Origin of the sequence: Kutzneria sp. NPDC052558 (assembly GCF_044547355.1) — a bacterium.
Classification (GTDB): domain Bacteria; phylum Actinomycetota; class Actinomycetes; order Mycobacteriales; family Pseudonocardiaceae; genus Kutzneria.
In genome coordinates, this window is record NZ_JBIUAG010000025.1 from 126,994 (window position 1) to 151,521 (window position 24,528).

At 70.3% G+C, this 24,528-nt stretch carries 21 protein-coding genes; 13 read left to right on the forward strand and 8 right to left on the reverse strand.

Annotated elements, in window-relative coordinates:
- Positions 1-66 precede the first annotated feature (66 nt).
- From ACIG5F_RS35415 to ACIG5F_RS35425, 3 genes are read right to left on the reverse strand one after another with little or no spacing between them, the layout of a single operon-like run.
- Positions 67-600 (reverse strand): HIT family protein, encoded by a 534-nt coding sequence (locus ACIG5F_RS35415; protein ID WP_396524317.1) that lies wholly within the window; start codon positions 598-600, stop codon positions 67-69.
- Complete coding sequence (thrS, locus tag ACIG5F_RS35420; RefSeq protein WP_396524318.1) at positions 597-2,633, reverse strand: threonine--tRNA ligase; 2,037 nt, start codon at positions 2,631-2,633, stop codon at positions 597-599. The genes ACIG5F_RS35415 and thrS overlap by 4 nt, the downstream gene beginning before the upstream one ends.
- A 52-nt stretch (positions 2,634-2,685) precedes the next feature.
- Positions 2,686-3,435 carry a phosphatase PAP2 family protein gene (locus ACIG5F_RS35425; RefSeq protein WP_396524319.1) on the reverse strand — a complete coding sequence of 250 codons (750 nt, stop codon included), beginning with the start codon at positions 3,433-3,435 and terminating at the stop codon, positions 2,686-2,688.
- Between the two features lie 150 nt (positions 3,436-3,585).
- Here ACIG5F_RS35425 and ACIG5F_RS35430 point away from each other — a divergent pair, with 150 nt between their 5' ends.
- The 4 genes from ACIG5F_RS35430 (at position 3,586) to ACIG5F_RS35445 (ending at position 7,792) form a co-directional block, all read left to right on the forward strand.
- On the forward strand, positions 3,586-4,095 hold the full coding sequence (locus ACIG5F_RS35430) for a hypothetical protein (RefSeq protein ID WP_396524320.1): 510 nt from the start codon (positions 3,586-3,588) through the stop codon (positions 4,093-4,095).
- Between the two features lie 37 nt (positions 4,096-4,132).
- Positions 4,133-5,143, forward strand: a complete 1,011-nt coding sequence (locus ACIG5F_RS35435; RefSeq protein ID WP_396524321.1) for a Gfo/Idh/MocA family protein — start codon at positions 4,133-4,135, stop codon at positions 5,141-5,143.
- 76 nt (positions 5,144-5,219) lie between these two features.
- Positions 5,220-6,131: a S1C family serine protease gene (locus ACIG5F_RS35440; RefSeq protein WP_396524322.1), complete on the forward strand. Its 912-nt coding sequence runs from the start codon at positions 5,220-5,222 to the stop codon at positions 6,129-6,131.
- A 35-nt stretch (positions 6,132-6,166) separates the two neighbouring features.
- Positions 6,167-7,792: a DUF885 domain-containing protein gene (locus ACIG5F_RS35445; RefSeq protein ID WP_396524323.1), complete on the forward strand. Its 1,626-nt coding sequence runs from the start codon at positions 6,167-6,169 to the stop codon at positions 7,790-7,792.
- Between the two features lie 138 nt (positions 7,793-7,930).
- Here the strand turns inward: ACIG5F_RS35445 and ACIG5F_RS35450 are convergent, their stop codons facing one another.
- Positions 7,931-8,647: an AraC family transcriptional regulator gene (locus ACIG5F_RS35450; RefSeq protein ID WP_396524324.1), complete on the reverse strand. Its 717-nt coding sequence runs from the start codon at positions 8,645-8,647 to the stop codon at positions 7,931-7,933.
- 55 nt (positions 8,648-8,702) lie between these two features.
- Between ACIG5F_RS35450 and ACIG5F_RS35455 the strand changes: the two genes are divergently transcribed.
- The 3 genes from ACIG5F_RS35455 to ACIG5F_RS35465 are packed head-to-tail and all read left to right on the forward strand — an operon-like array spanning position 8,703 to position 13,342.
- Positions 8,703-9,284 carry a class I SAM-dependent methyltransferase gene (locus ACIG5F_RS35455; RefSeq protein WP_396524325.1) on the forward strand — a complete coding sequence of 194 codons (582 nt, stop codon included), beginning with the start codon at positions 8,703-8,705 and terminating at the stop codon, positions 9,282-9,284.
- A 19-nt stretch (positions 9,285-9,303) separates the two neighbouring features.
- Positions 9,304-9,726, forward strand: coding sequence for a MarR family winged helix-turn-helix transcriptional regulator (locus ACIG5F_RS35460; RefSeq protein WP_396524327.1), 423 nt, complete (start codon positions 9,304-9,306; stop codon positions 9,724-9,726).
- Positions 9,719-13,342 (forward strand): ABC transporter ATP-binding protein, encoded by a 3,624-nt coding sequence (locus ACIG5F_RS35465; protein WP_396524328.1) that lies wholly within the window; start codon positions 9,719-9,721, stop codon positions 13,340-13,342. The genes ACIG5F_RS35460 and ACIG5F_RS35465 overlap by 8 nt, the downstream gene beginning before the upstream one ends.
- Here ACIG5F_RS35465 and ACIG5F_RS35470 read toward each other — a convergent pair.
- Positions 13,317-13,751 carry an OsmC family protein gene (locus ACIG5F_RS35470; RefSeq protein WP_396524329.1) on the reverse strand — a complete coding sequence of 145 codons (435 nt, stop codon included), beginning with the start codon at positions 13,749-13,751 and terminating at the stop codon, positions 13,317-13,319. The genes ACIG5F_RS35465 and ACIG5F_RS35470 overlap by 26 nt on opposite strands.
- 177 nt (positions 13,752-13,928) lie before the next feature.
- Between ACIG5F_RS35470 and ACIG5F_RS35475 the strand changes: the two genes are divergently transcribed.
- The gene (locus ACIG5F_RS35475; protein WP_396524330.1) at positions 13,929-14,345 is read left to right on the forward strand and encodes a hypothetical protein; all 417 of its coding nucleotides are present in this window, start codon (positions 13,929-13,931) and stop codon (positions 14,343-14,345) included.
- Positions 14,346-14,398: 53 nt separating this feature from the next.
- Here ACIG5F_RS35475 and ACIG5F_RS35480 read toward each other — a convergent pair whose 3' ends face one another.
- Positions 14,399-15,088, reverse strand: coding sequence for a L,D-transpeptidase family protein (locus ACIG5F_RS35480; RefSeq protein ID WP_396524331.1), 690 nt, complete (start codon positions 15,086-15,088; stop codon positions 14,399-14,401).
- Positions 15,089-15,196: 108 nt separating this feature from the next.
- Between ACIG5F_RS35480 and ACIG5F_RS35485 the strand changes: the two genes are divergently transcribed.
- Together ACIG5F_RS35485 and ACIG5F_RS35490 are read left to right on the forward strand one after the other, a co-directional pair.
- The gene (locus tag ACIG5F_RS35485) at positions 15,197-15,715 is read left to right on the forward strand and encodes an RNA polymerase sigma factor (RefSeq protein WP_396524332.1); all 519 of its coding nucleotides are present in this window, start codon (positions 15,197-15,199) and stop codon (positions 15,713-15,715) included.
- Positions 15,703-16,437 carry a hypothetical protein gene (locus tag ACIG5F_RS35490; protein ID WP_396524334.1) on the forward strand — a complete coding sequence of 245 codons (735 nt, stop codon included), beginning with the start codon at positions 15,703-15,705 and terminating at the stop codon, positions 16,435-16,437. Before ACIG5F_RS35485 ends, ACIG5F_RS35490 begins: the two co-directional genes overlap by 13 nt.
- Here ACIG5F_RS35490 and ACIG5F_RS35495 read toward each other — a convergent pair.
- Both ACIG5F_RS35495 and ACIG5F_RS35500 read right to left on the reverse strand, forming a co-directional pair.
- On the reverse strand, positions 16,427-18,274 hold the full coding sequence (locus ACIG5F_RS35495) for a glycoside hydrolase (RefSeq protein ID WP_396524335.1): 1,848 nt from the start codon (positions 18,272-18,274) through the stop codon (positions 16,427-16,429). The genes ACIG5F_RS35490 and ACIG5F_RS35495 overlap by 11 nt on opposite strands.
- Positions 18,275-18,471: 197 nt before the next feature.
- On the reverse strand, positions 18,472-19,665 hold the full coding sequence (locus tag ACIG5F_RS35500) for an acyltransferase (RefSeq protein WP_396524336.1): 1,194 nt from the start codon (positions 19,663-19,665) through the stop codon (positions 18,472-18,474).
- Positions 19,666-20,445: 780 nt separating this feature from the next.
- On the opposite strand from ACIG5F_RS35500, the gene ACIG5F_RS35505 reads away from it, so the two are divergent.
- The 3 genes from ACIG5F_RS35505 to ACIG5F_RS35515 are packed head-to-tail and all read left to right on the forward strand — an operon-like array spanning position 20,446 to position 24,382.
- Positions 20,446-21,567 (forward strand): EfeM/EfeO family lipoprotein, encoded by a 1,122-nt coding sequence (locus ACIG5F_RS35505; protein ID WP_396524337.1) that lies wholly within the window; start codon positions 20,446-20,448, stop codon positions 21,565-21,567.
- Positions 21,564-22,757 (forward strand): iron uptake transporter deferrochelatase/peroxidase subunit, encoded by a 1,194-nt coding sequence (efeB, locus tag ACIG5F_RS35510; protein WP_396524338.1) that lies wholly within the window; start codon positions 21,564-21,566, stop codon positions 22,755-22,757. The genes ACIG5F_RS35505 and efeB overlap by 4 nt, the downstream gene beginning before the upstream one ends.
- Positions 22,758-22,777: 20 nt before the next feature.
- A complete protein-coding gene (locus ACIG5F_RS35515) occupies positions 22,778-24,382 on the forward strand; it encodes a phospholipase C (RefSeq protein WP_396524339.1) in 1,605 nt (534 codons plus the stop codon).
- Positions 24,383-24,528 lie beyond the last annotated feature (146 nt).

The window sequence follows — 24,528 nt, forward strand, 5'->3', positions numbered from 1 at the left end:
GGCCGAGCCCCGTTCTCGGGACGTCATGAACGACACGTCATGGCGGCCCGAGAGCGGGGCTCTCGCCTATTTCGGCCAGGCTTTGCTCAGCAGGGCCCAGGTCTCGCCCAGGAGCTGGGGGATGGTGCGGGTCTGGCCGATGACCGGCATGAAGTTGGCGTCGCCGCCCCAGCGGGGCACCACGTGCTGGTGCAGGTGGGCGGCGATGCCGGCGCCGGCGACCGTGCCCTGGTTCATGCCGATGTTGAAGCCGTGCGGCGCGGAGACGGCGCGCACCACCCGCATCGCGGTCTGGGTGAACTCCCCCAGCTCCACGGTCTCGGCCGGGTCCAGGTCGGTGTAGTCGGCGACGTGCCGGTACGGCACCACCATCAGATGCCCGGCGTTGTACGGGTACAGGTTCAGCACCGCGTACACCAGCCGCCCGCGGGCCAGGATCAGCGCCTGCTCGTCGGGCAGGCTGACGATGGCGCAGAACGGGCAGCCCGCCGGCTCGTCGCTCGCCGGCTTGTTCTCGCCCTGGATGTAGGCCATCCGGTGCGGGGTCCACAGCCGCTGCAACGCGTCCGGGACCCCGACACCGTGCTGGGGAACCGTCACGCGGTGGCCACCACCGAGAAGTCCCCCGGAATGAAGTTGGTCTGGTTGGGGGAGGCGTTCTCACGGCGGGCGATCCAGTCCACCACGGCCTCCACGGCCTGCTCCACGGCCACGCCGTTGACCTGGCTGCCGTCGCGGAAGCGGAAGGACACCGCGCCGTTCTCCACGTCCTTCTGGCCGGCGACCAGCATGAACGGCACCTTCTGCAGGGTGTGGTTGCGGATCTTCTTCTGCATCCGGTCGTCGGAGGCGTCCACCTCGACCCGCACGCCGCGGGCCCGCAGCGCCTTGGTGACCTGCATGAGGTGCTCGACGTGCTCGTCGGCGATGGGGATGCCGACCGCCTGCACCGGGGCCAGCCAGGCCGGGAACGCGCCGGCGTAGTGCTCGGTGAGCACGCCGAAGAAGCGCTCGATGGAGCCGAACAGCGCGCGGTGGATCATGACCGGCCGCTGCCGGCTGCCGTCGTTGGCGGTGTACTCCAGCTCGAACCGCTCCGGCAGGTTGAAGTCCAGCTGGATGGTGGACATCTGCCAGGTGCGGCCCAGCGCGTCGCGGGCCTGCACGGAGATCTTGGGGCCGTAGAAGGCGGCGCCGCCCGGGTCCGGCACCAGCTCGAGGCCGGAGTCCTCGGCGGCCTCGCGCAGCGCCTCGGTGGCCTTCTCCCACACCTCGTCCGAGCCGACGTACTTCTCGTCGTTGCGGGTGGACAGCTCCAGGTAGAAGTCGTCGAGGCCGTAGTCGCGCAGCAGGTTGAGCACGAAGCCCAGCAGCGACTTCAGCTCCTCCTGCACCTGCTCGGGGGTGCAGAAGATGTGCGCGTCGTCCTGCGTCATGCCGCGCACCCGGGTCAGGCCGTGGATCACGCCGGACTTCTCGTACCGGTAGACGGTGCCGAACTCGAACATGCGCAGCGGCAGCTCGCGGTAGGACCGCCCGCGCGACCGGAAGATCAGGTCGTGGAACGGGCAGTTCATCGGCTTGAGGTAGTAGTCCTGGCCCGGCTTGCGGACCTTGCCGTCCTCGTCGTACTCGGCGTCCAGGTGCATCGCCGGATACATGCCGTCGCGGTACCAGTCGAGGTGGCCGGAGGTCTCGAACAGCGCGCCCTTGGTGATGTGCGGCGAGTAGACGAACTCGTAGCCCTCTTCCTCGTGCCGGCGGCGCGAGTAGTCCTCCATGGCCCGGCGCACGATGCCGCCGCGCGGGTGGAACACGGCCAGCCCGGAGCCGATCTCGTCCGGGAAGCTGAACAGGTCCAGCTCGGTGCCCAGCCGGCGGTGGTCGCGGCGCTCGGCCTCGGCCAGCAGCTCCAGGTGCGCGTCCAGCGCCTCCTGCGACTCCCACGCGGTGCCGTAGACCCGCTGCAACTGCGGGTTCTTCTCGCTGCCGCGCCAGTAGGCGGCGGCCGAGCGGGTCAGCTTGAACGCCGGGATGTGCTTGGTGGTGGGCACGTGCGGGCCGCGGCACAGGTCGCCCCACACCCGGTCCCCGCTGCGCGGGTCGAGGTTGTCGTAGATGGTCAACTCGCCCGCGCCGACCTCCATGATCTCGGAGGTGTCGATGTCGGACTTGATGTCCACGAGCTCCAGCTTGAACGGCTCCGCCTTGAGCTCGTCCTTGGCCGCGTCGACGGACTCGACGACCCGGCGGGAGAACCGCTGCGAGCCCTTGATGATCTGCTTCATGCGCTTCTCGAGCGCGGCCAGGTCCTCCGGGGTGAACGGCCGGTCGACCTGGAAGTCGTAGTAGAAGCCGTCCTTGATCGGCGGGCCGATGCCCAGCTTGGCCTCGGGGAACGCCTGCTGCACGGCCTGGGCCAGCACGTGCGCGGTGGAGTGCCGGATGACGCTGCGGCCGTCCTCGGTGTCGGCGGCGACCGCCTCCACCTCGACGTCGGCCTCCGGCGTCCACGACAGGTCGCGCAGCCTGCCCTCGGCGTCGCGCACCACGACGATCGCGTCGGAGCCCTTGCCGGGCAGGCCGGCCTCGCGGACCGCGGTGCCCGCCGTCGTCCCGGCCGGCACCGTCACGCGAGGTGCTGATCCTGGGCCTGAGGGACGCGGCTGCGACACGGTGACTCCTTTAGACGGGATAAGTCGGTGTCCCATCGTATCCAGCGGCAACCCGGGTGTCGGCCGTAGCCCTCGGCTGCGCGCACAGGGGCAGCGCGACCGCGGCCATGGTGCCGGCGGCGATCGCGCCGGTGGCGACAATCACCAGGTCGGAGCTGGTGGTCGAGGCCACTGCCACATATCCGGCGAGCACGGCGGCGATCGGCGCGATGGCCCCGGTGATCGCGGCCCAGCGGGCCGGCGGGCCGTCGGACAGGGCCGCCGCGACGGCCCCGCACAGCGCCAATGCCCCGATCGTGTCGCTGAGCCGGTGCCAGCCGAGCTCGGCGGTGGCGGCCGCGACGTAGGACGTGAGCACCGCGCCGGGCGCCAGCGCCACCGGCCGCATGTCCCGCGGCAGCACGAGGATCGCCCCGAGCACGATCGCCGCGCATGCCGTGACGTGGCCGCCGGGATAGCTGTTGCCGGCCGACTCCGGCCGGTGCAGCCACTCCTTGAGCACCCACGCGATCGAGATCGAGGCGGCCATCAGCACCGCCGCCGCGGCCGTCTCCCGCCAGTGCTGCTGGAGCACGCCGACCGCCAGCACCAGCACGATGCCGATGGCGATCAGGCCCGGGCTGATCGCGCCCAGCGAGTTGGTCAGGTCCGGCGGCAGCAGTGTGGCGTCCTCCAGCCGCCGTCCGGTCGGCGACAGCACGAACACCGCGTAGGCGAGCACGAACCCGACCACGCATCCCCCCACGGGCAGCAGCTTCATGGGATCGACACTGCCTGTGTCCTGTGTGTGAACTGTGCGTGTGGCGTCATGGTTTCGCTACGAGTTCGACAGGTTCCGCTCAGCGGGAGCACAGCCGGCTCTCGCAGTCTGGTGTTCAGCAGCAACGCGCACACCCCAGGAGCAGGCCAGATGTCCGAGCCGAACAACCCAGACGAGCAGCCGACCGAGCAGCACCAGCAGCCGGTGGCCGGCCCCGACGCGCACCAGCAGCCCCCCGCCGCCGAGCCGCCGACCGCGCCCCAGCCCCAGCAGCCGGTCGCCGCCGACGCGCCGCAGGAGCCCCAGGCGGCGGCCTTCGCCGCCGAGGCGCCGACGGCGGCCCAGCCCGGGCCCGAACAGCCGCAGGCGTCCTACGCGCCACCGCCCGGCGCGCCCCAGCCGCAGGTGATCTACGTCCAGAAGCCGCCCGGCAAGTTCGCCGTCTTCGCCCGCAACCGGGTCACCCAGGTGGTGGCCGCGCTGGTGGTCGGGCTCATCGTGGGCGGCGGCATCGGCGGCATCATCGGCTCCCACCACACCACCGGCGGCCCCGGCGTCCACCGGCCGTACTCCCAGTACGGCCCCGGTCCGCAGGGCGGCTTCGGCGGCCGCGGCGGCTTCGGCCAGGGCGCTCCCCAGCCGGGCACGCAGCAGGGCTAGTTACACCCGTTTACCGTGATGCGGCATCATCGCCGGCATGAGCGAGCGTGCGAGCGAATCAGCGAGTGACAGCAAGACCATCCGCATCGGGGTGCTCGGCGCGGCCCGTATCGCGCCGAACGCCCTGATCGCGCCGGCCCGGGACAACGCGGAGGCCGAGGTCGTCGCGGTGGCGGCCCGCGACCGCGACCGGGCCTCGGCCTACGCGAGCAAGCACGGCATCGCCAAGGTCCACGGCGGTTACGAGGAACTCCTCGCCGATCCGGACATCGACGCCGTCTACAACCCCCTTCCCAACGCCTTGCACGCGCGGTGGACGCTCGCGGCGTTGGACGCCGGCAAGCACGTGCTGTGCGAGAAGCCGTTCACCAGCAACGCCGACGAGGCCAAGACCGTCGCCGAGGCCGCCGACAGGAGCGGCCTGGTGGTGATGGAGGCGTTCCACTACCGCTACCACCCGTTGGCCCAACGGGTCGCCGACATCATCGCCGGCGGCGAGATCGGCACGCTGCGCCATGTGCAGGCGGCCCTGTGCTTCCCGCTGCCGAAGTTCTCCGACATCCGCTACAACCGCGATCTCGCCGGCGGGGCCATGATGGACGCCGGCTGCTACGCGTCGCACATGGTGCGGCTGCTGGGCGGCGGCGAGCCGGATGTCGTGTCCGCGCGGGCGAAACTGCACAAGCCGGACGTCGACCGCGCGATGAAGGCGGCCTTGGTCTTCCCCCAGGGGCACACCGGCGCGCTCACCGCCTCGCTGTGGTCGCGGGACCTGCTCAAGATCACCGCCTCCGCCGTCGGCGACAAGGGCCGGATCACCGTCCTCAACTTCGTGATGCCGCAGGCCTATCACCGGCTGACCGTGCGGACGGCCGAGGGCAAGCGGGTGGAGCAGCTGTCCAAGCGGCCGTCCTACAGCTACCAGCTGGACGCCTTCTGCGGCGCGGTGCTGCGCGGCGAGCCGATCCTCACGCCGCCGGCCGACTCGATCCGGAACATGACCGTGATCGACGAGATCTACCGCAAGGCCGGCCTCAGCCCGCGTTAGACAAAGCCAGGAACTTCTTGGGGATCACATGCCTTGGCCTCAGGTTCCTCATATGTGGCGAGGTCAGGCTGGTGCCATGACCGAGACGCCCCGCACCCCTGAGCCCGCCGCCGTGTTGACCGACGACACGCCGACGCCGCCGACCGGCTTCCAGAACCCGCTGTTCGTGCCGCCCCCACCGCAGCCGCCCCGCAAGTCCCGCAAGGGAGTCGCCGTCCTGGTCGGCGCCGCGGTGCTGGCGGCGGTGGTCGGCGGCGGCGCCGGCTACGGCATCTACGCGGTCAGCTCGCAGTCCACTGTGGTCAGCAGCCTGGCCAGCACCAGCACCACCGGCGCCCCGGCCGCCAACAGCACCAGCGGCTCGGTCAGCACGGTGGCCGCCAACGGCCTGCCGGTGGTCGTGCAGATCTCCAACTCGCAGGGCCTGGGCTCCGGTGTGATCATCAGCTCCGACGGGCTGATCCTCACCAACAACCACGTGGTGGCCAGCGGCGGCACGTTCACCGTCACCTTCAACGACGGCAGCAAGGCGCAGGCCACCGTGGTCGGCACCGACCCGACGACCGACCTCGCGGTGGTCAAGGCCCAGGGCGTCAGCGGGCTGAAGACCGCCACCTTCGGCGACTCCTCGCAGGTCAAGGTGGGCGACGAGGTCGTGGCGATCGGCTCCCCCGAGGGCTTGCAGGGCACCGTCACCACCGGCATCGTCAGCGCGCTCAACCGGACCGTCAGCGCGTCGGACGACCAGGGCAGCAGCCCGTACTCGCGCTCGGCCGGCACGACCACCACCTACAAGGGCGCGATCCAGACCGACGCCTCGATCAACCCCGGCAACTCCGGCGGCCCCCTGTTCAACCTCCAGGGCCAGGTCATCGGCATCAACTCGTCGATCTACTCGACCAGCGACGGCAGCATCGGCCTCGGCTTCGCCATCCCCAGCAACACCGCCAAGACCGTGGCCCAGCAGCTGGTGGCAAACGCCAACTAGCGACCTGCCGGGCGCTGACCACCTATGCTCGGCCGGTGAACCCTGTCGACGAGCTGTCCGACCGGTACGTGGGTCAACTGGCGGCGAGCAATCCCTGTCTGGCCGCCATGATGGGCATCGCCGGGCACGACGGCGAGCTGACCGACTACAGCCCCGACGGCTTCGCGGCCCGGCACGAGCTGGCCGAACGCACCCTCACCGAGCTGACCGCCGTCCCGCTCGGTTCGGATGCGCAGCGGCGGGCCGCCTCGGTGCTGCGGGAACGGTTGGAGATCGACCTGGCCCGGTTCGCCGCCGGCTACGTGGAGGCGGACCTCAACACCATCGACAGCCCGCCGCAGCTGTTGCGGCAGGCCATCGAGGTGCTCGACCAGGGCGAACGGACCGTCGTGGCGGACATGCGCTCGCGGCTGGCCGGGATTCCCGAGGCGCTGGCCGGGTTGCGGGTGACGCTGGAGCGGGGCCGGCAGCAGGGGCGCGTGTCGGCCGTGCGGCAGGTCGTCAACTGCGCCCGGCAGAGCAAGGAATTCGCCGACTACCTGGACACTCTGCCCGGCACGTACCGGAGCGAGACCACCCGTGCCGGGGCCGCGCTGCTGGAGTTCGCGTCGTACCTGACCGAGACCCTGGCGCCCGCCGCGCCGACCCGGGACGCCGTCGGCCGGGAGCGCTACGCCTTGGAGGCGCGCAACTTCCTGGGCAGCGACATCGATCTTTTGGAGACGTACGAGTGGGGCTGGCGGGAGCTGGCCCGGCTGGAGGCGGAGATGCGGGCCGTCGGCTCGCACATCCGGCCCGGCGAGCCGCTTCCGGCCGTGCTGGCCGCCCTGGACGCCGATCCCGCGCACCGGGCCGCCGGCGCCGACCAGTTCCGCGGCTTCATCCAGGAGCTGGCCGACAAGGCCATCGCCGACCTGGACGGCGTGCACTTCGACATCCCGGAACCGTTGCGGCGCCTGGACTGCCGGGTGCCCGGCTCCAACACCGGCATCTACTACCTGGCCCCGGCCGAGGACCTCAGCCGGCCCGGCACCGTGTGGTATTCGGTCACCGAGGAGCAGCCCGCCACCTGGTCGGTGCCGTCGGTGATGTTCCACGAGGGCGCGCCCGGGCATCACCTCCAGCTCGGCCTCAACGTGCTCAACACCCGTACCCTCAACCGGTTCCAGCGTGTCAGCGCCGAACTGCACGTCGGGCACAGCGAGGGCTGGGGGCTCTACGCCGAACAACTCATGGACGAGCTCGGCTGCTACGAGCTGCCCGCGCACCGGATGGGCATGCTCGCCGGCGGCCAACAACTGCGCGCTGCCCGCGTCGTCGTCGACATCGGCCTGCACCTCGAACTGCCCATCCCCCAAGGGGTCGGCTTCCACGACGGCTCCGTATGGACCCCCGAGCTGGCCGTCGAGTTCGTGCGCGAACGCTCCGGCTCCATCGGCGGCGAGGAGTTCGCCCGCTTCCAGGTCGACCGCTACCTGGGCCTGCCCGGCCAGGCCATCGCCTACAAGGTCGGCGAACGGGCCTGGCTGGCCGTCCGCTCCGCTGCCCGGGCCCGCCAGGGCTCCCGCTTCGACCTGCGCGCCTTCCACAAGACCGCCCTCGACCTCGGCCCCATGGGCCTCGACCTCCTCACCACCGAGCTCTCCCGCCTGCTCCCCTGACCCCGTGCCTGTGCCCGGCGTTTTTTGGTGTCATGAAGGGCCCCATACTGACGTTGAACGTCAGGAAGGGTCCCTTCATAGCGTCTGGCGTCATGATGGGGCCCTTCCTGACGTTCAACGAGAGGATCGGTCCCTCGATCATGAGAAGTAGGTGCCCGGGGTGGTGCCGGTGACGCGGCGGAAGGCGGCGACGAAGGCGCTGGGGGTGGCGTAGCCGACGCGGCGGGCGGTGGTGGCGACGGGCATGCCGGCGGCGAGCAGCGGCAGCGCGGCCAGCAGGCGGATCTGGGTGCGCCAGGTGCCGAAGGTCATGCCGGTCTCGCTGAGGAAAGCCCGCGCCAGCGTGCGGGAGGAGGCCCCGACCAGACGGCCCCAGGCGGCGAGGTCGCGATCATCGGCGGGGTCCTCGGTCAGGCCCCGGGCGATCAGGGCCAGGCGGTCGGACACGGCGGGCACGTGGATGGTGGACACCGGCACCGGCACGAGCAGGTCCCGCAGCACGGCCTCGCCGCGACGGCGGGGCGCGGTGGGCAGGGTGAGATCGGCGAGGTAATGGATCAGCTCGGCCAGCAGCGGGCCGACGGCGACGACAGTGGGATCCGCCCAGTGCCGGCCGCCGAAGTACACGCTGTGCATGGACGAAGTGCTGGCCGCCCCGGTGCGGTGCACGGTGCCGGCCGGGATCCACAGGGCCCGGCTGGGCGGCAGCACCCAGGTGGCGTCGCCGATCTGCACGGTCAGCATGCCCTGGGCGGCCCAGGCGAACTGATGGTCGGGGTGCACGTGCCAGTCGAACCACTCCCCCTTGGGCATGGTCACGCTGAGCACCATGATGGCGTGTCCGGGTGACGACATCACCTGTCCTTCTACTCGGTAGCGGACACCGTCGGCCCACCCTACCGTCGACGGCATGCCGATGAACTTCATGCACCGGAGGATCTGTTCCTCCCAGGACTGGGCCAGGACGGTCCGCGAGCGCGGCCTGCCCTGGTCGCTCGGGGGCGTGGACCTGGGCGAGAACCTGCTGGAGATCGGGCCGGGCTACGGGGCCACCACCCGGGTGCTGGTCGAGCTGGCCCCGAACGTCACGGCGGTGGAGGTGGACGCCCGGTCCGCGGCCGACCTGCGCGGCGAGTTCGACGGCCGGGCTCGGATCCTGCACGGCGACGGTAGCAAGATGTCGTTGCCGGACAACGACTTCAGCTCGGTGGTGTGCTTCACGATGTTGCACCACGTGCCCACGCGGCAGATGCAGGACGGCATCTTCGCCGAGGCGCTGCGGGTGCTGGAGCCGGGCGGGGTGTTCGCGGGCAGCGACAGCCGGCTGAGCTTGCGGTTCCGGATGCTGCACATCGGCGACACGATGAACGTCGTCGACCCGGACGAGCTGCCGGAACGCCTGCGCCTGGCCGGTTTCTCCGATGTCGAGGTGACGCTTCGCGAGGGGGCTTTCAAGTTCCGGGCGACCAAACCGTTGGCGCCGTCGCGTTAGTACGCAGTAGCGTACTAACGTGCCTCGTGACGAGAACGTCCGCCGGGTCCGGTCCGCCGTGACCCGGCTGTCCCGCCGGCTGCGGGCGGAGCGGCCGGCGGACGCCCTGGCCCCGACCAAGATCGCCGTGCTTGCCGAGCTCTGGCGGGACGGCCGGATGTGCGCCGGCGACCTGGCCACCCTGCTGCGCGTGCAGCCGCAGTCACTGACCAGGTCCTTGGCCGCGCTGGAGGCCGACGGCCTGATCCTGCGCCGGCCGGACGAGCTCGACCGCCGGCAGGCGGTCATCGGCATCACCGAGGCCGGCCTGGCCACGCTGTCGGCGGACATGCACGCCCGGGAACGCTGGCTGGCCAAGGCGATGGACATCCAGCTCAGCCCGTCCGAACGGCAGCTGCTGATCGACGCCGCCGCCCTGATGGATCGGCTGGCCGATGCCTGACCACTGGATCCGCCGGCTGCTGCCGTTCCTGAAGATCCAGCGCCGCAGCCTGGCGCTCACCTTCGCCGCCGCGCTGGCCGGGGCCGGCCTGGCCGCGGTCACGCCGCTGCTGGAGCGGCACATCGTCGACGAGACCATCCTCAGCCACCGATCTCCGCTGTGGCCGTGGCTGATCGCGCTGATCGCGGTCGGCGTGCTGACGTTCTTCGCGTCCCGGATCCGCCGCTACCGGGCGGCCAAGGTGGTGCTGGAGGTCCAGTACCAGATCCGCAACGCGGTGCACGAGCAGTTGCAGCGCCTGGACATCGGCAGCCACCAGTCGCTGCCGACCGGGCAGCTGGTGTCGCGCATCTCCACCGACGCCGGCGTGATGGTCCGGGTGCTGTCCTATCTGCCCGCGTTGAGCAGCAACGTGCTGCTGATCGTGGTGTCGCTGGTGGTGATGATCGTGCTGTCGCCGCTGCTGGCGGTGATCAGCGCGCTCGTGGTGCCGGCGCTGGTCCTTGTGGTGTACAAGATGCGCCGGCAGGTGCGACCGGCCACTTGGGACAGTCAGCAGCGCGGGGCCGAGGTGACGCAGACCGTCACCCAGACCGTGTCCGGCATCCGCGTGGTCAAGGCGTTCGGCCAGGAGGACCACGAGCTGGACCGGTTCGTCGAGGCCAGCCAACAACTCTACGGCGCGCGCATCCGCTCGGTCCGGCTGATCGCCAAGTACCAGCCGCTGCTGCAAGCGATCCCGGCCGTCGGACAGGTGCTGCTGCTGGGCTTGGGCGGCTGGCTGGCGCTGCACGGCGCCATCACCGTCGGCACCTTCCTGGCCTTCGCCACCTATCTGGCCCAGGTGATCGGGCCGGCGCAGATGTTCGCCGGGATGATCAGCGCCACCCAGCGGGCCGGCATCTCCGCCCGCCGGATCTTCGACCTGCTGGACTCGGTGCCGGCCGTCGTCGACAAGCCCGACGCCGAGGTGCTGCCGCCGGTCCGCGGCGACATCGCCATCACCGACGCCACTTTCGGCTACCTGCGGTCGGAACCGGTGCTGGATGGCTTCACCCTGCGGGTCGAGCCGGGCGAAACCGTGGCCCTGGTCGGCACTTCCGGCTCGGGCAAGTCCACCGTGGCCATGCTGCTGGCCCGCTTCCACGACGTGCAGGGCGGCAGCGTCAGGATCGACGGTGTCGATCTCCGCGACGTGACGGTGGATTCGTTGCGCAGCCAGGTCGGCATGGTGTTCGAGGAGAGCTTCCTGTTCTCCGACACCGTACGTGCGAACATCGGCTACGGCCGGCCGGACGCCACCGACGAGGAGATCGAGGCGGCGGCCCGGTCGGCCGAGGCGCACGAGTTCATCATGGCGCTGCCGCGGGGTTATGCCACCCAGGTCGGCGAGCGCGGTCTGACGTTGTCCGGTGGGCAGCGGCAACGGATCGCGCTGGCCCGGGCCCTGCTGACCGATCCGCGGATCCTGGTGCTGGACGACGCGACCAGCGCCGTGGACGCCCGGATCGAGGAGGGCATTCACGCGACACTGCGCCGGGTGATGGTCGACCGCACCACGCTGTTGATCGCTCACCGCCGCTCCACGCTGCGGCTGGCGAGCCGGATCGCCTTGGTGGACAAGGGAAGCGTGGTCGCCCAGGGCAGTCACGACGAGCTGATGGCCGCCAGTCCGCTGTATCGGCGGCTGCTGGCCGGCGCCGACGAGGACATCGACATCGAGGTGGCCGAAGGGGTCACCGAGCAGGCCTGGCAGGCCGACGACGGCGCCCGCGCGAAGCTGGCGATCATGGAGACGCCCAAGGAGATGGCCGCCGGGATCGCCGCGTTGCCGCCGGCCCGAGACCGGGCGGAGGTCGACACCGTCGGCGACGACGACCCGCACTTCTCCTTCCGTCGCTTCGTGTGGCGACACCGCACGGCGCTCGGGCTGGGCCTGTTTCTGGTGCTGCTGGACGCTGTCGCCACCGCCGCCGGCCCGTACTTCTCCCGTGAGGGCATCGACAACGGCGTGCTCAGCGGGTCCGGCGCGGCACTGCTGCTGTCGGCCGGCGTCTTCTTCGCCGTGGTGCTGGGCGATCTCGCCGTGTCGGTGGCGATGACGCTGGTCAACGGCCGCACCGGCGAACGCCTGCTGCTGGCGTTGAAGGTCCGGGTGTTCAAGCGGCTGCTGCGGCTGCCGGTCTCGTTCTACGACCGGGAGATGGTCGGGCAGGTCATGACCCGCATGACCACCGACACCGACTCGTTCTCCTCGTTGCTGCAGAACGGTTTGCTCCAGGCCGCGGCCAGCGTGCTGACCTTCACCGGCGTGTTCGCGGCGATGGCCGTGATGAACATCGAGCTGACCGGGGTGGCCGCGCTGGTGCTGATCCCGTTCGTGCTGGCCACCACCGTGTTCCGGCGGCTGGCCAAGGGCAGCTACGTGCAGGCCCGGGAGCGGATCTCCGACGTCAACGCCGGCTTGCAGGAAAGTCTTTCCGGGGTGCGGGAATCGCAGGCGTTCGGGCAGCAGGGGCGCCGGCACAGCGAGTTCAAGCGGCTGACCCGGGGCTACCTGGACGCCCGGATGAAGGCGCAGCGGCTCATCTCCGCGTACTTCCCGTTCCTGGAGTTCCTGTCCGACCTCGGGGCCGCGCTGGTGCTCGGCGCGGGCTACTTCCTCATTGCCCGCAACGAGTTGACCGCCGGCGAGCTGATCGCGTTCGTGCTCTACCTCGGCCTGTTCTTCGCGCCCATCCAGCAGCTGTCCGGCGTGTTCGACGACTGGCAGCAGGCGCGGGTGTCCATGCAGCGGATCAACGACCTGCTGGCCGAGCCCGATCTCACGCCCACGGCCTCGGATCCCACGCACCCCGGTCGGCTGACCGGCCGGATCGTCTTGCGGGACCTGTGGTTCCGCTATCCGGGCGTGGACACCGACGTGCTGCGGGGCGTGGATCTCGTGGTGGAGCCGGGGGAAACGGTCGCGCTGATCGGCGAGACCGGGGCCGGAAAGTCCACTGTGGTCAAGCTGCTGGCCCGGTTCTACGACCCCGACCGGGGATCCGTCACCATCGACGGCCATGATCTGCGCCAGCTGGATCCGCAGGAGTTCCGCCGGCAGCTGGGTTACGTGCCGCAGGAGGCTTTCCTGTTCCCCGGCACCATTCGGGACAACATCGCCTACGGCCGGCCCGAGGCCACCGACGCCGAGGTCGAGGCGGCCGCCCGGGCCATCGGCGCGCACGACTTCGTGGCCAAGCTCCCCGGGGGCTACCTGCACGAGATCGGCGAGCGGGGCGGTTCGCTCTCGGCCGGGCAGCGGCAACTGCTGTGCCTGGCCCGGGCCCAACTCGTCGACCCGGTCCTGCTGCTGCTGGACGAAGCGACCGCAAACCTCGACCTGGCAACGGAATCCGTCGTCTCCGCCGCCATGTCCACACTGGCCGTGGGCCGCACCACCATCCTGGTCGCGCACCGCTTGCAGACCGCCCGCGCCGCCGACCGGATCGCGGTCATGGACGCCGGGCGTGTGGTCGCCGTCGGCACTCACGAGCAACTGCTCGCCGACAGCGACCACTACGCCAGGCTGTGGACAGCCTTCGCTGTCACACCAGCTGCGCGTCCAGCGTGATCGTCGTGCCGGTCAGCGCCTTGCTGACCGGGCAGGTGTCCTTGGCGGTCTTGGCCAGCTCGGCGAACTTCGCCGGGTCGAGGCCGGGGATCTTGGCGTTGACCGTGATCGCGATCCCGGTCAACGCGAACCCGCCGGCCGGGTCCGGGCCCAGCGTCACCTCGGCGCTCACGTCCAGCGAGTCGGCCGTGATGCCCTCCCCGCCGAGCACGCCCGACAGGTTCATCGCCAGGCACGAGCTGTGCGCGGCGGCGATCAGCTCCTCCGGCGAGGTCTGACCGTCCGGGTTGCCCGTGCGCGTCGGGAACGACACATCGAACTGCCCCGCGTTGGAGGAGTCGAACGACACCGTCCCCTTCCCGTTCTGCAGTCCGCCTTCCCAGTGGGTGGTGGCGTCGCGGCTGGGCATTGTGGCCTCCCTGGTGAGTGGTTGTAGCCCAACCCTAGCGCACACTTAAATCGTCCGCAATGCATCTGCCCGAGTTCGCCCGGTCACACCCCCGCAGCCGTCCAGTCCGACCGGCCCCGCCGAAGGTAGAGGGAAACCGGTGGCGAAGCGGGCGGGCGGGTACGCAGAATGCCGGGTATGACCGTGTTCGTGTGCCAGCAGTGCCGAGCTCCGCTGACCCGCGCGGTCGTGCTGGTGGAACTGCCCGATCCGGGGGACGACCGCGAGCCGACGATGGGCCGCGGGACGTACGCGGTGGATCCGGAGCCGTTCGGGCCGCCGTACGTGCCGGCGCCGCCGGACAGCCCGGCGCTGCGGCGGTACTCCACTGTGAGCGTGTCGGACGGCCCGAAGGGGACGATTGTGTTGCACCCGGAGGACTTCCGACTCTGGCCGCGCCGGATTGCCAGGCGGAGCATCGGGTGCTGCGGGCCGGCCGGGACCGATGGGCCGAACCTGGTGTGCTGGTGCGACACGGAGATCGCGACCGAGGTGAACGACTGCTACACCCCGCACGAGATCCGGCTGGAGCCGGACCGCGTGACGAAGGACTGAGCCACCAGGGCACGACTTGGCTAAGACACAACGTTGCGTCCAGCCAAGTCGTTCTAGAAGATCAGCACTTCAGCCCCGGGGTGCAGCAGCGGGTAGATGTCGTCGATGGACTGGTCGGTCATGCGCACGCAGCCGTTGCTGGCCGGCACCGGCTCGACCGGCTCGCCGCCGTGCACGGCGATGCCGGTGGTGGTGATGTAGCTGGGGCGGTAGAGCTTGCCCAGCGGCGCGTACTCCCAGAAGTTGATCTGGTAGTAGACGTGGAAGTCGCCGAGCGGCGTGATGCGGTCGCCGGTGTTGGCGCCGGTCGACACGTCGTAGATCCGGTCCACCGCCCCATCGACGACGGTGTAGTCGACCTGGTGGGCGATGTCGACCTCGAGGTGGGTGCCGGCGGTGGCGTGCTGGGGAGTGATCTTGTGCGGCGAGCGCAGCGCGGCGGCGGTGGCGTCGTCGATGACGCCGGTGCGGGGCAGGCCCTGGACCTTCTGGAACGCGACGAGGGCGTGCTTGGTCTCGTCGTCGAGAGTCCCGTTCACCTGCCGGGCCTGGTACCCCAGGTCGTGCAGGATCTGCTGCGCCTGCGCGACGGTCGGCGGGGCCGGCTTGGCCGGGGACGAGGTCGCGGCGGTGGCGGAGGTCATGGCCTTCGCGATCGGCGCGGGGGCGGACTGCGCCTGGGCGCAGGCGGTGGCCAGCAGCACGACAGAGCCTGCGACCAGCGCTTTAGCGGTCTTCGACATGTGCTCGGATCTCCCTGATCCCCTGGGGCGAACGAATCGGCGTCACTGGGGATTGGCTCGAGTGTCCTCGGGCGCAACTTCCGACGCCACTCGGCCGTCGACCCTGGTGTGGAAGAACTGGAGTCGCTGTACCGGGAGAACGTGCGCGCGCTGCTCGGCTACGCCGCGCGCCGGCTCCGCGACCCGAACGAGGCGGCCGACGTGGTGGCGGCCACCTTCCTGGCCGTGCTGGAGAAGCCGGGCGGCTACGACCCGGCCCGCGGCACGGCCCGGTCCTGGCTGTTCGGCATCACCGCCAACCTGATCGCCTCCCGGGGCCGCCGGCGGGGCGCGGAGTTCCGGGCCTTGCATCGCGTCTACGGTCAACGCACACTCGCGCCCGACGACTTCGCCGAACTGGAGGCCCGCGTGGACGCCGCCAACGCCGCGACCGCCGTGCTGGCCGGGCTTGACGACCTGCCGCCGGCCGAGCGGGAACTGTTCCTGCTGGTCAGCGTGGACGAGCTGACGCCGGGCGAGGCGGCCGCGGTGCTGGGCATCACGGCCTCGGCGGCGCGGATGCGGCTGGCCCGGGCCCGCCGCAAGCTGGTGCCGCTGACCGGGGAGGGATCGACATGCCCGAGCTGACGCCGTTCGAGGAGCGGATGCTGGCCGGCCTGCGGCAGATCGAACCGCCTCACCGCCGCCGGCGCTGGCTGCCGGTGGCGGCGTCCGCGGCGGTGGCGGCCGCGCTGCTGGCGCTGGCCGTGGTCCGGCCGCCGATCGGCGGGCCGAACGAGGTGCACGAGGCCGGCGCGCCGCCGTCGATCCGCTACCTGCGCTGGGTCACCCCGCATCCGGGCACGCCCGACCAGCGGACCGACGAGGTGTGGATCGACGACGTGCACCACACCGTGCGGCTGAAGTCGGCCGACTTCGACCGCACGTTCACCGACGTGCCGGAGCCGATCGCGCTCAACCGGCCCGGCATGCCGGACGAGTTCGCCAAGATGTCGCCGGACGTGCTGGTGGCCGACCAGCGCACCATCGTCGCCGACCTACCGCGCGCCGAGACCGACCTGTCCGCCGCGATCACCACGGTGGCCAGGCAGACCGGGACGAACAACGCGCAAGTGCTGGCCGACCTGCTCAGCAAACCGGGACTCAGCGCGGACATGCGGGCCGTGACGGTGAAGGTCCTGCTGCGGCAGCCCGAGGTCGGCCTGGTTGACCCGAAGACCATTGGCTACGACAACATGCAGGGCTCGCTGTACGTGGCCAACATCGGGGACCTGTCGTTGCAGCTGGTCATCGACATGGGCACGGACACGCTGCTGTCGATGAACAAGGCGCAGATCGTCAACCGGTAGCGTTCAGCGTCCACTGCTGCCCGGGGCCGACGGTCAGCCGCACACCGTCCGATGTGGACGTTGCCGTCAATCCCCTGCCCTGGTTGGAGATCGTGCCGTTGGCGATCGACCACTGCTGGCCGGGGGACCCGTCGCAGGTCCGCTGGGTCACCGCCGTGGCCGAGGCGTCGAGGCACTTTCCGCTGTTCACGGAGGTGACCGTGCCGTTGGCCCGCACGGTCCAGCGCTGGTTGGCGTCGCCGGTGGTGTGGTACTGGATCACCGCCGCACCGTCCGAAGTGGACGCACCGGCGACGTCGGCGGCGGAGCCGGAGTTGGCGGCCTGGATGACGTAGCTACGGCCGGGCGTGGCGGAAGTCGGCTGGCTGAAGGTGAACGTGGTGATGCTGCGGGCCGGCAGCGTGGCGGTCGCGGTGCTGCCGCTGACCGTGGGCAGGACTACCGGCGCGAGGTCCTCGGTGGCGCTCGTGCGGTAGGCCCCGGTGGCCGTGAGCTGGCCGTTGGTCGCGCCGAAGTGCAGCGGGAAGGCGGTGTCCGAGGTGTTGTCGTTGATCGCCACGACCGTCCAGGCGCCGCCGGACTCGAAGGCCACCGGCCACACGTTGGCCGGCATGCCGGTGATCGGGAAGCGCAGCGCGTTGGGCCGCACGAAGCGGCTGAAGTTGGCCAGCGCCCAGAACCGTTTGGTGACGTACAGACTCTGGTTGCCGTTGGTGGCGTAGTTCGGGTCGTAGTAGATCAGGCCGTCGTTCCAGCCCTGCCCGTTCTTGGTCGTCGGGCAGCTCGGCGCGGCCACCGGGTCGCAGCCCAGCACCGGCGACAAAGCCGTCCACCAGTCGAACTGGGCGTCGTTGGCCTCGGTCAGGTCCTGGTGGATCAGGTCGGCCATGCGCAGGCCGCCGTCGATCGTCGGGTCGTAGCCCTGGCCGAAGCCGCCGCCGTTGGAGCAGCAGATCTCCGTGGCCCACAGCGGTTTGCCGTAGTTCTTGGCGCTGGCCCGCAGGGTGTTGAGGGTGGAGTTGGCCGGGAAGTCGTAGGTGTGGTGGGCCAGCGCGACCAGGTAGCGCTGGGTGGTCGCGTCCCCGGCCCAGGCCGGCAGCTCGAAGATGTCCTGCAACGCCCAGCTCGTCTCGTCGGCCAGCACCTGCGCCGACGAGCCGGCGTTGGCCAGCGCCGCCCCCACCGCCCGCACGATCGGGCCGCGCTGGCCGGTGCCGACCGACATGCCCTCCTGGCCGCAGTCGCCGAAGTTGCTGTCCGGCTCGTTCATCGGGCTGACCTGCGAGAACGTCACCCCCTGCTGCTGGAAGTGGGTCACCACGTCGGCCAGGTACTGCCCGAACGCCGCCTCGTTTCCGCTGGTCAGGGAGCCGCCGCAGCTCTTGCCGTTGGTCGTCCACACCGGCGGGGCGCTGTTCACGAACGCCTGGAGGTCGGCAACCCCGTGCCGCGCCGCCTGCGTCACGAAGGTCGTGCCGCCCGGATCCCTCGTCCAGTCATAGACCCCCGGGCTGACCAGCGGCGTCTGTGGGGCCCGGGGCGGATTCGTCACGCCGACCCCGCCGCCGCCAACGTTGTAGCGATAGACGCTCAGGTTCAGGCCGTCCGGCCCGAACAGCAGATCCCCCACCCGCTGCTGCACCGCCGGGGCGAAGTGCGCCAGGTCGTTCACCCACCACGCGCCCGAGGCCCCGAACCCCTGCACCGACTGCGCCGGCGTCCCCGTCACCTCCGCCGCCGCCAGTGGCGCCGCCTGGGCCGTCGTCCCGTGGCCCGCCACCGCCGGGGCCGCCACCACCGTCATCGCCAGCGCCGTCGCCAGGATCACCCCACGCATGGCGACGACGTTAGGCAGTGATCGCCACCCCCCGGTACCCCCAACAGTTCACAGTTGAAAACCCCGGCGATCCGCGCTCACCCACAGAGCGAACGCCCGTTCCCAGCCGCGTGCGGCAAGCCGCCCGGGCGGGCGGCTTGTCGATCTGCCTGAAACCTAGAGTCGGTCTGTCGGTGAGGGGGACTCGCGGGGGCGGGTCAGGCGGGTTGGAGTTCGGGCTTGGCGGGCTTGGGCCTGCGGAGGCGGTCGCGGCCGATGAGGACCTTGGCCAGCGGGGTGCGGATGACGATCTCCACGAAGACCAGGGAGGTGACCACGGCGAAGGCGTAGGCCGAGACGGTCAGGGGCAGGCCCTGGGGGATGTGGTTGGGGAACCACTGGCCGAACTCGTTGAGGAACACCCACAGCATGGCCGGGTGGACCAGGAACACGCCGAAGGAGCGCTGGGAGGCGGCGGCGACCAGGCGCTGGGCCCGGGAGCCGGGCTCCTGGCGGGCGGCCCAGCGGGAGCCGACGAGGTAGAGGGCCAGCACGACGAAGCCGTACCAGGGCAGCATCTCCGGCTGGAGCACGCCGGTGGCGTCGCCGGGGGTGTGCCCGTACGCGAGGTTGACTCCGTACCAGGTCAGGGCGAGCGTGGCCGAGCCGGCCAGGCCCCACCAGATGAGCCGGCTGTGCGCGGTGATCCAGGCCTGGAACGCCTCGTAGTGGAAGGCGGCGATGCAGCCGGCCAGCAGGAAGAACTGGTAGGTGATGACCAGGGTGCCGTCGTTGGACCACAGCTGCCCGAGCAGCGAGTCGGGGTCGGACGGGGCCGGCAGGTAGGTCTCGGCCAGCGACAGTCCGACCTGGAGCACGAGCGAGCCGACGAGGATCTTCTTGTGGTGCCGGACGGTCCGCTTCAGCACGGCCAGCACGAACGGGAACAGGATGTAGAACTGCAGCGACACCAGCAGGAAGTACAGGTGGTACCAGCCCAGTCCCTTGTAGATGGTGCCCCACAGGTTGTCGATGAACTCGCCCATCGGCAGCGGCTGCATGCCGACCTGTTGCAGCACACCGAAGTAGAAGGCGGTCCAGATCAGGTACGGGATGCCGACCAGCGACATCCGCCGCCGCCAGAAGTTGCCGGGGGCCAGCGGGCGCCGGCGGTAGGTGTAGACCAGCACGAACCCGGTGAGGAAGAAGAACACGGACCGGGTGAAGTGCAGCAGGGTCAGCGCCCCGTAGGCGGTGACGCTGGCGCCGTCGTTGGTGTACGTGATGACGTGCACGGCGATCACGCTGGCGAAGGTCAGCACTCGGACCAGGTCGACCTGGTTGAGGTGTCCCTTGCCCGCCTTCGCCGTGGCCTTGGCCGCCGGCGCGGCGGGGAGCAGTTGAACGCTCATCGGGCGTGTCCTCCCTCGTCCCACTCGTGATCGGTGACTAGCTAACAACCTCGACCTGAGAGTGGCTTAAGGATGGGCGGCCCACTGCCTGTCGAATTCCTGATGATGATTCGACCCGAGCTCCCATGTTGCGCCAACGTCCCTTCCGACCAGGGGATTCACCGTCGCCCCCTGGGCCGGGCGGGACAGGTGACCTTCAGCATCTCGACAGCTGACGCCCAGGTTTCCCGATCGGGACCACGCCGCGCGCCACGCGTTGGTTCACCGTAGCGAACGGGATCACTGACACGTCCGGGTGACCAGGGCGGACGCGCAGGCGTGGCGGGCGAGACCCTGGCCTCAGGGCTGGACACGGTCATCACGGATGACCGGATACCCGAACAGCACCGGTTTTAACACCGTTCCGGCGCTGGTCCTGGTCACGGAACCGTCGGCGCGCACACCGCCCGCCACGCCGATTCCCGGGTCACCGTCGGTGAATTGTCCAGATCGGCCGCTGTGGCGGAGGTCTCGATGACGCCGCGCCCAGGAGTCCGGTGTGGACAGCGGGAACGAAGCCGTGGCCGCCGAACCACGTTCCGCGCCGAGCACGCCAACCCTTTCGAGTATCGATCCCGTTACTGACAGTCGATGTGCGGTGCGTCCATCCGAGGGAGCAATGCCCAGTCTGTCCGACTAGGACAAACAATGCGTGACGAGCGAACCAACAGTGTCCGACCACCGTGACAGGCCCCCTAGGATTCCCCACGATAGGAATTGCCGATCACCAGGAGCGACCCTGTGCGCACTCCCCGTCCCCTGCCGGCGGCGATAGCGGTGGTGGCTGTCGCGGCGGTGGCAGCGGTGGCGGTGTGGCGGCCCTGGGAGGGGTCCGCCGACGCGGCGGGCGGCCCGCCCCAGATCACCGTCTCGCGCAGCCAGTGCGGCCAGGGCTGGACCGACGCCAAGGCCGGCCGGCAGACCTTCACCCTGCGCAACACCGGGGACGCGGCGGCCGAGGTGGATCTGGTCGAGGTCGGCACCGACAAGGTGTACGGCGAGGTCGAGGGCCTGGGCCCGAACACCAGCGCGCCGATGGACGTGCAGCTGGGCGCGGGCCGGTACGCGTTCCGCTGCCTGATCGAGGACACCGACCCCATCACCGGTCCGAGTGTCACCCTGACGGGCGAGGCCAAGAGCGGCCCGGCCGCGGTGGCCGTCACCAAGAACGACATGCTGCCGCTGGTGAAGCAGTACGAGGCCGCGGTCGCGAGCGGCGTCGCCGACCTGGCGGCCAGGACCGACAAGCTCAAGGCCGACGTCGACGGCGGCGACCTCGACGCCGCCCGGGCCGACTGGCTGCCCGCGCACCTGGCCTACAACTCCCTGGGTGCGGCCTACGACGCCTTCGGCGACTTCGCCGACAAGATCGACGGCGCCGACGGCTTCCACCCGTTGGAGAAAGGCCTGTGGCACAACGCCTCCGCCGGCGACCTCAAGCCGATCGCCGACGGACTGGCCGACGCCGTGCACGGCCTGCAAGCCGACCTGCCCGACGAACAGGTGGATCCGAACGATCTCGGACTGCGGGCCCACGAGATCATGGAGAACGCCCTCCAGTTCGAGCTGACCGGCGAGAACGACCAGGGCAGCGGCACCACCCTGAACACCGCGCTGGCCAACCTGGACGGCACGGCCAGGGTGCTGGCCATCCTCGACCCAGTGCTCAAGCCCCGCTACCCCGACCTGCCCCAGGTGCGGAAGTGGGAGGACCGGGTCCGCGCGCTGCTCACCGCACACCAGAACACCCTGGTGACCCAGCTGGACCAGAGCACCCGGGAACAGCTCAACGGCGCGGTCGGCGAACTCCTGGAGAAGCTCGCCCCGGTCGCCGCCATCTGCGAAGTTCGGAGAAGCTCATGACCGGCGTCGGGCGCCGTTCCTTCCTGCGCGGCGCGATCGTCGGGGCCGGCGCGGCGGCGGTGACCGGGCTGTCGGTGAGCGCCGACGCCGCCACCACCAATTCCATTGCCTTCCATGGGACACACCAGGCCGGCATCGTCACCGAGCCGCAGAAGCAGGCGGTGTTCGCGTCGTTCGACGTGATCGCGGCGGACAAGGGCGAGCTGGCCGAGCTGTTCCAGACGCTGACCGACCGGGCCCGGCTGCTGACCGCCGGCGGGGCGCTGCCGCCGCTGGGGATCACGGCCCCGCCGGCCGATTCCGGGGTGCTGGGCCCGGACATGCCCGGCGACGACCTGACGGTGACGGTCGGCGTGGGGGCGTCGCTGTTCGACGACCGGTACGGCCTCAAGGACCGCAAGCCGGCCAAGCTGACGGCGATGAAGGCATTCCCCAACGACAGCCTGGACGACAGCCAGTGCCACGGGGACCTCAGCCTCCAGCTGTGCGCGAGCGAAACCGACACCGTGCTGCACGCGCTGCGGGACATCGCCCGGCACACGCGCGGCGCGATGCAGCTGCGCTGGCGGGTGGACGGCTTCCAGAGCCCGCCGCGGCCGTCCGGCACGCAGCGCAACCTGATGGGCTTCAAGGACGGCATCGTCAAGCCGGCGCCCGCCGACTACGACAAGCTCGTCTGGGTCGGCAAAGGCAACAGTGAGCCGGCGTGGACCGAGGGCGGCAGCTACCAGGTGCTGCGCCAGATCCGGATGCTGGTGGAGTTCTGGGACCGGGTCTCGGTCAGCGAGCAGGAGAACATGTTCGGCCGCCGCCGGGACTCCGGCGCCCCGCTGGACGGCAACACCGAGACCGACGTGCCGAACTACTCGCTCGACCCGACCGGCGGCGCGATCCCGTTGACCAGCCACATCCGCGTGGCCAACCCCCGCACCCCCGCCACCGCGGACAGCCAGTTCCTGCGCCGCGGCTACAACTACGACAGGGGCACCGACTCCGTCGGAAACCTGGACATGGGGCTGCTGTTCTGCGGCTACCAGCAGGACATCGCCCGGCAGTTCGAGGCCGTGCAGACCCGGCTGGCCGACGAGCCCCTCGTCGACTACATCCGGCCGGTCGGCGGCGGTTATTTCTTCGCGCTTCCCGGTGTTCGGGACAGCAGCGACCACCTCGGGCGGTCGTTGCTCGCATGAGTCACTCAGGAGGAGAAGGCATGCGTAGACGCCGTGTCCTGGCCACGGCCGCCGTGGCCGCGACGGGGCTGTTGCTTGCCGCGTGTAGCGGCGGCGACGCCAACCAGGTGGCCAACGCCGCCGAGTCGTACCAGCTGGTCCACCCGACCACGCCGATCCAGCACGTGGTGGTGATCTTCGGCGAGAACATCTCGTTCGACCACTACTTCGGCACGTACCCGAACGCCACCAACGCGGACGGCACCCCGTTCAAGGCGGCCCCGGGCACGCCCAAGGTCAACGGGTTGTCCCAGCAGCTGCTGACCGACAACCCGAACGCCTACAACCCGAAGCGGCTCTCGCCGTCGCAGGCCCTGACCTGCGACCAGAACCACAGCTACGGGCCGGAGCAGAAGGCCGTCAACGGCGGCAAGATGGACAAGTTCGTCGAGAACACCGAGACGGACAAGTGCACCGGCCAGCCGGTCCTGTTCGGCGAGCCCGGCCTGGTGATGGACTACTACGACGGCAACACCGTCACCGGCTTGTGGAACTACGCCCAGCACTACGCGCTGAGCGACAACTCCTTCGACTCGGTGTACGGCCCGTCCACCCCGGGCGCGATCAACCTGATCTCCGGGCAGACCCACGGCGTGCAGGCGATCGACCCGAAGACCGGCAAGCCCACCACTGACTCCTACGCGGTGCAGTCCCCGGACAAGAACGGGATCGGCACCATGACCAACGACCCCGACCCCTACTACGACGACTGCTCCAACACCAACGGCACGGCGTCGAACAACCTGGCCGTGATGCACGGGCAGAACATCGGCGACCTGCTCAACCAGAAGCACGTCACGTGGGGCTGGTTCCAGGGCGGCTTCGCCCCGACCAGCACCGCCAACGGCAAGGCCGTCTGCGGCGCCAAGCACGCCAACGTCGGCGGCAACAGCGCGCTGGACTACAGCCCGCACCACGAGCCGTTCCAGTACTACCAGTCCACGGCCAACCCGAAGCACCTGCCGCCGAGCTCGGTCGGCGCCATCGGTCGCACCGACCAGGCCAACCACCAGTACGACCTGACCGACTTCGACAAGGCGGTCGCGGCCGACAACCTGCCGGCGGTGAGCTTCCTGAAGGCCGGCGAGTACCAGGACGGCCACGCCGGCTACTCCGACCCGCTGGACGAGCAGGCCTTCGTGGTCAACGAGATCAACCAGTTGCAGAAGTCCAAGGAGTGGTCCTCGACCGCGGTCGTGCTGGCCTATGACGACTCCGACGGCTGGTACGACCACGTCAAGCCGCCGACGGTGAACGGCTCCAAGGACGCGGCGCTGGACCAGGCGGCGCTGTGCGGCCACACCCCGGTGTCCGGCGGCTACGCCGACCGCTGCGGCTACGGCCCGCGCCTGCCGCTGCTGGTGGTCTCGCCGTACGCGAAGACCAACCACGTCGACCACACGCTGACCGACCAGACCTCGATCCTGAAGTTCATCGAGGAGAACTGGCGGACCGGCCAGATCGGCGACCACTCGTTCGACCAGCGGGCGGGCAGCCTGACCGGCCTGTTCGACTTCTGGCAGCGCCCGAGCGCCAAGAAGCTGATCCTGGACCCGAAGACCGGGGCCGTGGTCAGCGACCACTGAGTCACCGCCCTGCCGCGACGCCCCGCTCCCCGCTACCGGAGCGGGGCGTTGTCGTGTCCCGGATTGTCCGATTGCCTGTCGCTACGGGTCGGTAGCGCATCCCTTACCGACACTTACGCTTTGCAACGGACCAATCACGGACGAGG